This window comes from Methanobacterium congolense, assembly GCF_900095295.1.
GTDB classification, from domain to species: domain Archaea; phylum Methanobacteriota; class Methanobacteria; order Methanobacteriales; family Methanobacteriaceae; genus Methanobacterium_C; species Methanobacterium_C congolense.
In genome coordinates this window covers 1880806-1892603 of record NZ_LT607756.1, presented here as the reverse complement: position 1 = coordinate 1892603, position 11798 = coordinate 1880806, and the positions used below count along the sequence as shown (strand labels likewise).

The 11798-nt window shown below is 32.9% G+C and carries 13 protein-coding genes; 8 read left to right on the top strand and 5 right to left on the bottom strand.

The genetic code is table 11. From position 1 onward, the window contains the following. Window positions 1-38 precede the first annotated feature (38 nt). The gene (locus MCBB_RS09050; protein ID WP_084789929.1) at window positions 39-644 is read left to right on the top strand and encodes an acyltransferase; all 606 of its coding nucleotides are present in this window, start codon (window positions 39-41) and stop codon (window positions 642-644) included. Between the two features lie 54 nt (window positions 645-698). Next, window positions 699-1721: a glycosyltransferase family 2 protein gene (locus MCBB_RS09045; RefSeq protein WP_071907456.1), complete on the top strand. Its 1023-nt coding sequence runs from the start codon at window positions 699-701 to the stop codon at window positions 1719-1721. Here the strand turns inward: MCBB_RS09045 and MCBB_RS09040 are convergent. From MCBB_RS09040 to MCBB_RS09030, 3 genes are read right to left on the bottom strand one after another with little or no spacing between them, the layout of a single operon-like run. Further along, a complete protein-coding gene (locus tag MCBB_RS09040; RefSeq protein WP_171899122.1) occupies window positions 1715-3817 on the bottom strand; it encodes a DUF2206 domain-containing protein in 2103 nt (700 codons plus the stop codon). The genes MCBB_RS09045 and MCBB_RS09040 overlap by 7 nt on opposite strands. A gap of 35 nt (window positions 3818-3852) precedes the next feature. Further along, window positions 3853-4941 carry a glycosyltransferase family 4 protein gene (locus MCBB_RS09035; protein ID WP_171899121.1) on the bottom strand — a complete coding sequence of 363 codons (1089 nt, stop codon included), beginning with the start codon at window positions 4939-4941 and terminating at the stop codon, window positions 3853-3855. Between the two features lie 29 nt (window positions 4942-4970). Continuing rightward, the gene (locus MCBB_RS09030) at window positions 4971-6110 is read right to left on the bottom strand and encodes a DUF1972 domain-containing protein (RefSeq protein WP_071907453.1); all 1140 of its coding nucleotides are present in this window, start codon (window positions 6108-6110) and stop codon (window positions 4971-4973) included. 373 nt (window positions 6111-6483) lie between these two features. On the opposite strand from MCBB_RS09030, the gene MCBB_RS09025 reads away from it, so the two are divergent. Next, window positions 6484-7356, top strand: coding sequence for a DUF1616 domain-containing protein (locus MCBB_RS09025; protein ID WP_071907452.1), 873 nt, complete (start codon window positions 6484-6486; stop codon window positions 7354-7356). Window positions 7357-7734: 378 nt separating this feature from the next. Here MCBB_RS09025 and MCBB_RS09020 read toward each other — a convergent pair whose 3' ends face one another. Both MCBB_RS09020 and MCBB_RS09015 read right to left on the bottom strand, forming a co-directional pair. Further along, the gene (locus tag MCBB_RS09020) at window positions 7735-8067 is read right to left on the bottom strand and encodes a hypothetical protein (protein WP_084790032.1); all 333 of its coding nucleotides are present in this window, start codon (window positions 8065-8067) and stop codon (window positions 7735-7737) included. Window positions 8068-8211: 144 nt separating this feature from the next. Continuing rightward, window positions 8212-8844, bottom strand: coding sequence for a SatD family protein (locus tag MCBB_RS09015; protein WP_071907450.1), 633 nt, complete (start codon window positions 8842-8844; stop codon window positions 8212-8214). A gap of 361 nt (window positions 8845-9205) precedes the next feature. Here MCBB_RS09015 and MCBB_RS09010 point away from each other — a divergent pair, with 361 nt between their 5' ends. The 5 genes from MCBB_RS09010 (at window position 9206) to MCBB_RS08990 (ending at window position 11578) form a co-directional block, all read left to right on the top strand. Continuing rightward, complete coding sequence (locus tag MCBB_RS09010) at window positions 9206-9388, top strand: hypothetical protein (protein ID WP_231916347.1); 183 nt, start codon at window positions 9206-9208, stop codon at window positions 9386-9388. A 13-nt stretch (window positions 9389-9401) separates the two neighbouring features. Further along, complete coding sequence (locus MCBB_RS09005; protein WP_071907448.1) at window positions 9402-10055, top strand: hypothetical protein; 654 nt, start codon at window positions 9402-9404, stop codon at window positions 10053-10055. A gap of 83 nt (window positions 10056-10138) precedes the next feature. Beyond that, a complete protein-coding gene (locus tag MCBB_RS09000) occupies window positions 10139-10738 on the top strand; it encodes a hypothetical protein (RefSeq protein WP_071907447.1) in 600 nt (199 codons plus the stop codon). Between the two features lie 146 nt (window positions 10739-10884). After that, on the top strand, window positions 10885-11214 hold the full coding sequence (locus MCBB_RS08995) for a hypothetical protein (protein ID WP_071907446.1): 330 nt from the start codon (window positions 10885-10887) through the stop codon (window positions 11212-11214). Then, window positions 11204-11578 (top strand): DUF2283 domain-containing protein, encoded by a 375-nt coding sequence (locus tag MCBB_RS08990; RefSeq protein WP_071907445.1) that lies wholly within the window; start codon window positions 11204-11206, stop codon window positions 11576-11578. The genes MCBB_RS08995 and MCBB_RS08990 overlap by 11 nt, the downstream gene beginning before the upstream one ends. Window positions 11579-11798: the final 220 nt, after the last annotated feature.

The following is an 11798-nucleotide window of genomic DNA, read 5'->3' as shown; positions in this document are numbered from 1 at the left end:
ATAATTTGTAAATTTTTGATACACAAAGGAGGCAACCTATGATTAAAATTAGATTAGATCAATATGTAAAAGAAAATCAGGATACTAATGTTTCAAATTTCATCATTTTTAGTTATACTCTTTTAAATGGATTATTCTTATTTTTAGCGACTTTAAATGGTTACATTCCTTCTCATGTAATAAGACATGTGTTTTATCGTCGTTTATTTAAGGTTAAAATACCTTCTGATTCTATAATCTACTGGAGATGTAGGTTTTTTAGCCCTCAAAGAGTTAAAATAGGTCATAACTCCATTATAGGAAATGATGCTTTTTTAGATGGTCGAGAATCTATTTATATTGGAGATAATGTTAATATTGGGGGAGATGTGCGAATTTATACTCAGCAACATGATATAGAAAGTTCGAATTTTGGAATAAAAGGTGCCCCCGTGCATATTGGACATTGGGCTTATATTGGTGCTAGGGTAATTATATTACCTGGAGTTAAAATAGGTGAAGGAGCAGTTGTTGCTTCTGGTGCAGTTGTTACTAAAGATGTTGAACCTTGGACTATGGTTGGAGGCGTACCTGCTAAATTCATAAGAAATAGGCCTTTGGTAAAATATAACTTAGATACGAATCATAGACTTTTTTTTCAGTGATATAACTCATTGTTAAAAACTTTATCTAAAATTAGGAAAATATAGTGAATTAAAATGAAACCCCATGTAACAATCATAATTCTCAACTGGAACGGCTGGGAAGATACAATAGAATGCTTAGACTCTTTGAATAAGATAAATTATCCAAATTATGATGTAATAATTGTGGATAACCACTCTGAAGATGATTCAGTTAGAAAGATAAGAGAATACTGTAATGGAAAATTAAAAGTCAAATCTTCTTTTTTTGATCATGATTCTGTCTCTAAACCCCTAAGGATGTTTGAAATAAACGAAGAAAAATTAAAAAAGTTAAATGGAAATAAAATAGATTATTTACACCATTCAAAATCTAAAAATAATCTTATATTAATAAAAAATAATGAAAATCGTGGCTTTGCAGAAGGAAACAATATAGGGATCAATTATGCCTTAAACAACTTGAATTCTGATTGTATTTTGCTATTGAATAATGATACAGTAGTTGAGCCTTATTTTTTAAATAAACTTGTAAATCACGCAGAAAGTGCAAGTATTGTTGGTTCTAAACTTTATTTTTATGATGATAAAGATTTAATTCAATCTACAGGAGTTAAAATTAAATGGTCCTATGGAGAGATGATTTCATTAGGATATGGGCATAAAAATAACTTTGAAGAGTATGAAATGGATTTAGATGCTGTTTCTGGATGTTCTATGCTTATTAAGAAAGAAGTTATAGATAAAATTGGATTTTTAAACACTAAATGTTTTTTATATTACGAAGACACGGATTTCTGTGTTAGAGCAAAAAGAGCTGGTTTTAAAATAATATGTGCAAATGACTCAAAAGTATGGCACAAAACTTCGGTTAGTTCAAAAAGAGTCAGTGGAACTCGTGAATATTACTCTGCAAGGAATTTATTCTTATTCATGCGAAAATATGCTAACAAAAAACAATTTTATACGTTTTTAATGTATTTTATTGGTTTTAAATTCTGGTTTAATAGTGGACTCATCATTTTTTATCATAGAGAACCTCGTGCTTTCGTTCCTTTTGTTAAAGGTGTTTTAGATGGTTTTAAAACGATTTACTGATAAAGAATCCAACCACTTCCGCTATCTTGAATTTTAGACATATTCCTCATTAAATTTGGATTTCTAAAATAAGAAATTTTGTTACTTTTCTCAATGATAAAAAGTTTATCATTCTTTATATTAAAATCGCTCAAAAATATATAAGATCTCTGTAACGTTCGCGTATTGTTAAAGTTTTGGAAAGATAAAGTTTCGCCCTGCCCTATTATACTGAGTATAATTGCAGATTTGTAAAAATCTCCGTAAATTCTGTATTTAGGATCATTATATTCATTTAACCAGTTTATAGAATATAACTCTGGGTTGTTCACCCAATAAAAATCTGCATTTTTATCCACTGCGAATTTTCCAGTTTTATCTTGATTAGTAATTTCATATAAAAAAGCAGAACTTAATAATGAAAATACCAACAAGAATAAAGCTATTAAATATAATGCTCTTTTCATTTGTTTTTTATTAAACTTTCTTCCAATTAAATTCATCAAAAATTGTGTTGAACAAATAAATCCTAAAACAAAGAAAGGAGCTAAGAAAAATAAAGTTATGTGATAAATTCTATCAGTGTTTAAAGTACTTGCAAAGTTAGGAACTACAATGCATGCTCCTAACATTAAAAAGCTTGCAATAGAAAATGATTTGTACTCTTTGTTAATATTTTCAAACTTATTCCTCAAAAGGAAAAAGATACCAATCATTATAAAAAATTGGGCGCATAAATGGAAATAACGTTCAATAGATTGTAAAAGGGGTAACGTGCCACTTATTATAACTAAACTCTGAGATTTTGAAGGATCTAACATATCAGTCATGGAACTCAAAATATTGTTTCCAATATTTACTCCGATGTTGAAAATAGACGAATCAGAAACATACATGAACCACACTAAAGTGAAAACTATGAATAAAACTGCATAATTCTTGTTAATAACTTTGTAAATTGATTTTTCATTGTTTAATTTATCTAAAATATAACTTATCAGCCCTGCTAAAATAATTAAAAATATGAATATGTATGTTATACCGTAGTGGGACACTACCATTGAGCTACCAAAGATCAAAAGCAGAATTGCTCTATTTATAGGTTTTATTTCTTTGTTTAAAATCAGAAGTATTATTAAAACAAAGAATAATTCTGCAATTTCTTGTCTTGCTAAAGCGGGCATTATCGTGTAAAATATGTGCATTGAAATAAAGAAAAATGATGCTAAAAATGCTATTTCTGTGTTAGTTTGTTTATAAAACACTTTGTACAATCCAACAGGTACCAAAGCAAAAATCATTGGATAAATTATTTTGAATATCCATATAACCTTCATTTTTAGCATAATAGCCATTATAGGAGCTAATACAACTAAACTTAACATTGCATTGCAGTTATCTTGGATACTCATATTCCAATATGAATTTGTCAAAACAAAATTGGACAGGTACAACTCATGCTGAATATCAGCACCCCAAATATAATTAGATATCAAAGAAGTGTGTAATAACAAACATAAGGATGTTATAAATATTACAAATGGATAAAATTCTTTAGAACCAAATTTTAACATTAATAATGGTACTAAAGCAATTATAAAAAGAATGAACATTTGCAAAATATTTGATCCATTTAAATTGAAAATGTATGTGGCAAAAACTGTTAAAAAAGGGAGGATACAAAAAAATAATACTGTAGGGTTTGTTAGGTATCCTGAATCTATTGATACATTTGAAGAAAAGTCACGATCCCTTAAATAAGCGATAAATGAAAGAAACAATACTAAAACGCTTATTGTTACTATCAAGTATTTCATGGATATTGGTTTTAAAAATCCTATAACTGGATACAAGTAGTTTATAAAAAATCCAATAAACATTAAGCTTGCAATACTTAAACCAACTGCATATACGGTTGTTTCAATATTTCCTAGATCATGCTGCTTTAAAATCCTTAAGATTAACATTCCTGGAACAAAAGTTAGATATAGGAAACATATTAACTGCCTTAATATAGGTATATGAATATTGATAGAATCCAATCCAATTAAACCCCAAATAGCAAATTGAATGGATAAAATTACCATTAAAAACTTCTTAATGTTCCAATCATTCATTTGGAGGGGATTACTTATTTGCATTTTGTTTCCTTTTATAAACTTGAATAAACTCTTTCATAATCTTCAGCGACTTTATCCCAAGTCCTTATCTTTTTACTAAAAGAACCTACGTGTATATCGCTTTCATAAATTTTTATAATTAAATCAGCAACTTCTTTTGGATTTGGAGGATAATTAACTCCAAAACATCCAGGTTCATTTAAAAATTCAGTTAGAGCAGTCCTTTTTGTTACTATGCATGGAGTTCCTAAGGCTAAAGATTCTGCGACAGTTATACCATATGCTTCAGATCTAGAAAGCAACATAAAAATATCTGCTTTTTTTATTTCATTTATTAAATCTTCTCTAGATAAAAAAGGTTTCCAAATAATATATTCTTCTAAGTTTAATTCCTTAGACAAATTTAATAATTTTTTTCTTTCAGGACCTTCCCCTATTATTGTTAAAGAAACATCTTTAACATTAAAATCATATATAAGGCTATTAAGAGATTTTAATATGAAATCTACACCTTTTCTGTTTATTAAATATCCTGAGTAAACTAAATTAATCCCATCTTGTGTTTTATTTTTATTTATATTAATTAAGTCCACTCCATGTGGAATTAGTGATAGTTTGGAGTTATCCATAAAAAATGTGCTAATTATTTTGGATGTTTCGAACTTTGAAAAAGAAATTATTTTAGAACTCTTTTTAAAAGCGTATTTTCCAATTAGATTATAAAACTTCCATAAATGTTTACCTGCAAAAGTACTGTTTACTACATCTAAATGGGGTGAAAAGACTATTGGAAAATTCAAATTAAGTTTTGACTTAAGATTTTTGATAATTGTTATAACTTCAACGGATAATAATGTGTGGTAACCATGAACATGAACAACATCTGGATTTATGTCTTTTAAATGTTTTTTCAAATAGCTGTACATTGCAGGACTTAACCCGTAAAAATGTTTTTCAAATTTTGAGGATACACGGATAATTTTGAATCCTTCATAAAATTCTTCTTCAGGAAGATCTAAGGGATTAGCTTGGAGTACAGTCACTTCATGGTTACATTTTGAGAGATTTTTAGCTATTTCTCGGACAGTTTTGTTAATACCTCCCGGAGCTGATGTTTCCATATAATTTATAAAAAGAATTTTCATACTCTTTATCTCCCCTGTTCTAAAATTAAAGATTCATACTTCTCAACAACCAAAGCCCAAGAATAATTCTTTAAAGCTCGCTCATAGGCATGATCCCTCATTTCAAAGAAGTTTTCACGTCCATTATTAATCATTTCCATTTTACGGCTCAGATCTTCCGCATTGTTGAAGTAGAGTGCGGAGTTTCTGCAGACTTCCCTGTTGAATTCGTTGTTGTGGGCAAGGATCACTGTTTTCATTTTCATTATCTCTAGAAGGGATGGATTGGTTCCTCCAACAGTGTGGCCGTGGATATAGGCAAAGCAGTTCTGCCTTAACATGTTCAGGCTTTCTTTATCATAGATTCCGCCCGCAAATACAATCTTTTTATCCCGGTTTTTATCTGCAATCGCCTTCACGTCCTCCTCATAAGCAGGGGATCCAAAGTTTCCAACAACTACCAAAGGCATATCAACGCTGCTCTGGCTGTATCCCTCAACAATCGTGTGGATGTTGTTTTCAGGTTCCAACCTAGCAACCATAAGCCAGTAGTGGGGGTTAAGGGTAACTTTACCCCTTAAATCTTCAGGGAGTTTGTTATCTTCCCAGGGGATTGGTTGCACATCAAGAGCCCCATAGGGGATGAATTCAGATTCAATTCCGTACTTGGAGTCTAAGTACTTTTTGATCTCCATTGAATCTGCGATCATTTTGTCAGCCCAGAATACGGCAAGTTTCTCACATACCTTTAGAAGCCATCTGATCACAGGAGGGAATTTGGTTCTCTTCCATTCCATACCATCAGGATTAACCCAAAGCTTTTTTCCAAAGAGTTTTGGTATGAAAAAGAACATCGCTGCGCTGTATCCTAACATGTAAACAATATCTGCATTTCGAGCTGCTTTAAACAGTGAATAAACATCGTATAAAAATTCATAGACTATACGTGCAGCAGGAAACTCTGGGGCTTTTAATGGAAAATAAAATAGTTCAACACCTTTATATGGTGATTGAAAACGGTTATTAGATGGCCTTTCGCAACTGACAATAACTTCATGGCCTTTAGAGACGAGTAAAGTGCTTAAAATTTCAGTGAATTTTTCAAAACCACCGTAATTGTTTGGAATTCCTCTGCTACCAATTATAGCTATTTTTCTCTTTAACATTAACGTCAATACTCCGTCCCATGAGAGTATTATGATTTCACATAAAAGTGATACTTATGCAACAAAATCATTCAATTTTTAAGCTTTGCTTAAATAAAATCAAATACTAATACCCCAATTGTATTAGGATTTAAGTTTTATATAAACTTATCTAATAATTTATGTACTGATCCAATTACAACATATACAAAAGAAATAATTTAATTAAGAGTTAATACGTAATATTGAATAATGTGACTATTGTCACTTATTAAAGTACATTATGATATCATCCCTTATAAACAATATCATTTTTAAATGAAAATAACAGATCACATAGGTTTACTTATTTAAGTGAAGAGTGCAAATGAGTCTTATAGAAGGAGTAAGTTAAATGGCCAAGCGACAGTATTCAGATATATTACTTATCATATTTTTAACAATTCTGGCGATTGTATTCATTAAAACGCCGGGTCTCAGGAAGACATTTGTCTGGAACATTCTGGGAATTCTTCTCATAGTTATCATTCCAGGTTACAGTTTGATAGCTGCACTTTTTCCCAAAAAGACGAGTTTAGATGGCATCGAACGTGCAGCACTGAGCTTCGGTTTGAGCGTGGCAATTGCACCTCTTTTCTTCTTTGTCATGAAATACGCTCATTGGAATGTACGTTTAACACACTTATTCTGGGTACCTCCAAGCTTCACACTTTACATGGCACTCTCAGCCTTCACCCTCATCATGGTATTCATAGCCCTCATCCGAAGGTGGAGAACAGATGAAGAAAACAGGTTCTCAGTCAACTTCTCCCTCAAACCAGTAAGGGAACACTTCAGGGGAGAATCCAGAACCAGCAAGATCCTCTCAATCATATTGATCATCTCCATCATCCTGGCAGTTGGAACAACGGTCTACATCATAGTCAAGCCCCACCAGGGAGAGAAGTTCACAGAGTTCTACATACTAGGTGAAAACGGCAAGGCATCTGACTACCCAACCAACATGACTGTTGGGGAAACAGGAAACGTTACAATAGGGATCGTGAACCACGAGTACAGGACAGTGGACTACACCCTGGTTGTGGAGTCAAACAACACAACCCTGATGCAACAAAACGTAACCCTCGACAGTGGTGCCAAGGTTGAGATCCCCTACAACTTCACAGTTGGATCTGCAGGTCAGAAGGAGATACGGTTCCTACTCTACAAGCTACCCGATAACGAGACCTCCTACAGGGATCTGCACCTCTGGGTGACGGTTTCATAAAAAAAGGTTTAAATTCTAAGGGAATTGATATTTGTACAAACTTTGATATTAATGTACATAAATTGTTCATTTCTCCAGAATGGATTTATTTTTTTAAGTGATCTAAATCCTGAAAAATTGGATTTATTCCTAAAACTACCTCAATAATTTAAAAAAAATGGATCATACATTATTGAAGTGTTTATTAAAAATTAACGCACAGATTTAGGTGATACTGCTCTTTTATAGAACAATAAAGCTGTAGAAATAACTGATAAAGAAATATTTAATGACTCTTTTTAGATTAGAAAAGAAAAATGAGTTTATAATGGTTCCGGAAAATTATGGCCTAATTTGTATTTTACAACATCTGCTGATTTTAAAATCCCAAATGCCCATTTAGCCCACCAATGGGATTATATTTCCAAAGATTATTCGGAATATTATTCCAATTATCACAGCTGTGGTTAAACTTAAAAATGTTCCCAAGAGATAATACTCGGCAATACTCCTATTATCCAGCTCTTTAAATCTTGCAATAGATTTAGCGGCAAATACAATGGATATTGCAGCATATTGGTCAACTAAAACAAGAGAAAAAATAAGTATTCGTTCTAACATGCCTATTAATGCACCAACACCTTCTATTCCCTGCCTCATATCATTTTTATCTTCTGATGAACCAATAGAACGTTTTAGTATTATTTTGATAAAATATCCTGCTAATACCATTATAAGATATCCCAAAATTAAGATGAGTAACTTATACAACATTTAATGACTCCTATTGAACTAAATATGGTTCATTTTATATATTGAACTAAATATGGTTCATTTTATATATTGAACTAAATATGGTTCATTTTATATATTGAACTAAATGCAGTTCATCTGTCTGTCAAATTCTTCTTTTAAGATTTCTTCAGCATATTTTATTAAATTGTAGTTACTTACTTCTAAAATCTTATAAATGTTCCTAATCCCAGTTTCAAATTTGATCGAAGTTTTTTCTATAATATGATGTGTTTCCTTATTTTTTCTGTAAAATATGAGGATTTCTTTTCTTCTAGGAGTCCAGCTCCACATGGTTTCAAATACGAAGTTTAAAATACATTCAATTAAATGATAATTTTCAAGATTACCCTTAATTATAATCCATTTTTTCTTTTTTTTAGCTAATTCCAATGATTCTGAAGAATAATGAAATGAAGGTCCATCAATTTCTTGAACATCGTAACTTAAATTAGTTGAAATATCCCCAATGCCCATACCTAAATAAAAGGGATGATCAATTTTTTCAAAAAGTATGAAGTAAATATCCATAAGAATGTCCATTCTCTTGATCATTCCTTGAAAACCATCGCCACCAACGATCTTAAAATCTGCAATTATATTATCATAAAAAGTTTCATTTATTTCAACCAATGCATTTTTTAAGTTTTCCTGGCAATTAAGCCTATCTTCCATTTTTCTTGAGGATTTCAAATCACCAGTTACAACAATTCTCATGTATTCACCTAGCATATTGTAATAACATAATATGTTATACAAAGAAAGCAATTAAACGTTTTTGTTCATTAAACAAAACTACCTTTAAAAAGGTCTTAAACCTCAATACGATTTAAACAAACAATCTCCTTGAATTTAATGATGAACTTAAAACTCCAATAGTTTAAGTTGGTAAGTTCCCAGTTCATGTGACTATATTCACCCAGGGCATATGGATCCACGAAACATGTCAAGGGACAGCCTTCACTGTCCACCTTGATCGCATACTTTATATATTGGTAGTACTAAACTATGTTTCATGATAACCACAGCAACGACAGTCACCACTGCAGCAGCAACAACGGTGACTACCGCGGATGTCATGACCTACAGTATGGTAGCTGTGGTCGCCCTGATACTATTCTTAGCACTCAAGGAGATCATGAGCTCAGAGACTGAGAACAGAAGCGTTAGAAACTTCATGAAAGGAGTTAACGTTGCAATTGTTCCTCTTCTCCTAGTATTCGTAGCGATAGTGGCTTACAAGGTAGTTACAGTTATTTAAGGGAGTCTTATTTATGAAAAAATGGACGGTAACATTATTAGCAGTGGTAATAGTAGCAGTTTTGGGTATCGCAGCATTTTCACTCACAGGCAACAACAGTCAGACCAGTGCCTCCAATGGACAGGGAACCAACATGGCCTTTTACAACCAGGCAAACTGTTGGGTACACGCAGTAGTTGTCATATCAAACGTGACGGTTGAAAACCAGACCAAACCCGACACATACTTCGCAGACGTCTGGATGAAACCTTCTTCAGGTACAACCCAGATAAGCCTAAGCAACATGCTTGGATACGGAGACAAAGCTCTTCCTGCAGGTACAACAATGCGTGTTAAGGTTTTAAGGGACCTTGCAAGCAACGATTACGCAGGACAGAACCAGACATCCAATTCAACCATAAAAGTATGGTCCAACGCACAGACAGCACCAGATAACAGTGCAGTTCTTCAGAACATTCAGTTATCCCAGCTGGTTTACGCAATGTCATCAAATGTGACTGACAACTCAATAAACGTTACAAGTGACGCAACACAGGGAGCAACATTCCTTCAGGGAGTTCACTGTGCCCAGTACGAGTTCCTCTTAACAGTTAACGCCGATGGAAGTGCAAGTTTAACTCTCACTCAGCCGGTTGTTTTCTGCGACCACATGGCAACAAGTGCATAAGCGATACATTTAATACATCTCTTTTTTTCTTTTTATTTTAGAACAAGATCAAGACGTTTTTATTTTACAGGAGCAAAATCAATATGGACAAACGCATCATTCTAATCTTTGCAGTCGTAGTCCTGGGATTGATAGCAGCAGGAACAGCATCAGGGGTCTTAATAAACCTTGTTTTCCCGGAAATACCCTACAACTACACATCATACGTAACCCTACCAGCACACTCCCAGAACGAAGAATCATTCGTAGGTTACTACAAGATAAACGGTACCGGCAATGACTTCAAGTTCAAGATAGTTCTCCCTGGAGCTGAGAACAATGAGGATCCACTCTGCTACACTGCAAGCGGACTCAACGGAACAGGCAAACTGGACTACATAAACATAAACTACAACACTGTAGCAGCAGTTGCAAACAAGAACCTCACACGTGCAGTGTTTGCAACACCTATGAACGGAACCTTCAACATCCAGTGCGCTGCATGGACAGGCTACGGAAACTTCTCAAACAACGGAACCTACTTCGCAGGGAAGTTCAAGATAGACGGACCTGTGACAGACTTCAAGGGCAGTTTCCAGTTCGTACCAGACGGTAAGAGGATAAAGATACTCACAGACTACGTTTACTACCCTCACCTGCAGGACCAGCTTGCAAAGAATGTTACGAACACGTTTTACATGTAGTACAAGCGAAAATAGATTTATTTTCATTTTTTAGCGCCAACATAACCTGGAAAAACTTTTTTATTTTATAAAATAATAAATAAAACTATTTAAGTATGATCACTTTAAAAATAAGTTTGACCAAGATGAGTAGGGGATGAATTTTTTTGAGTGAAGACGGGGATATATACGAAATTTTAAGTTTTCTAAAAGATATCCCAGAAAATAAAATTGTTTTCACAGGCCATGTCAAAGAAAAAATAAAAGATCGTGAGATACCCTATGATCTTATAGTTAACTCTATTCTAAATGAAACTCCTTTAGCTATTTCAAAACAAGATTTCAGCAAATTCAAAGTTAAATATCCTTTTAAATACGATAAATCAAGGTATGATTTGGTTATTATTATATTGGTAGAACCTGTAACCAAAACATTAAAGGTAATCACAACATATAAGGAAAATGTTAAAAAAAGGGTGCGAGAAGATGGTAGTTAAAGAATTTGAGATTAAAGAACATTACGATCCAATTGCAGATTCTCTTTACATTCGAATCATCGATGATTATGAATACCTAGAATCAATAGACCTCGGAGAGAATGTGATACTGGATTTTGATAAGAATCATGTTCCAGTGGCCCTGGAGATAGTTGATGCTTCCAGAAAACTTAACGTAAACCCATTTTCTTTGAAAAGAATAGTTGAGGTTACCATGCAGATAAGGATCAAGGAAGAGACCATTAAACTGCACGCTAACTTATCAGTACCGGTACACAACAAACAACTGAAAAAACCTGTTGATATCACTGCAGTAAACGATGTGGACATTCCTCAGATACAGACCAACTTCGCAACGGCATAAATTTTTTTAGTGTATCATCATTATGGACATTGCCAAAAAACGTGGGGATCTGAATTATGGGGTGTTAAGTTCCAGGAATATGCTTCATCTAACTGTAACAACTCTTTTTTGTCTATTTTCAAAAAATATATTCTAAAGAAGACATTATCTGAAACTTCAACTATTAGGAATTTCCTAATAGTTTAAAAAGAAGGTAATAAAAATGTTTCTAGAAAATTTA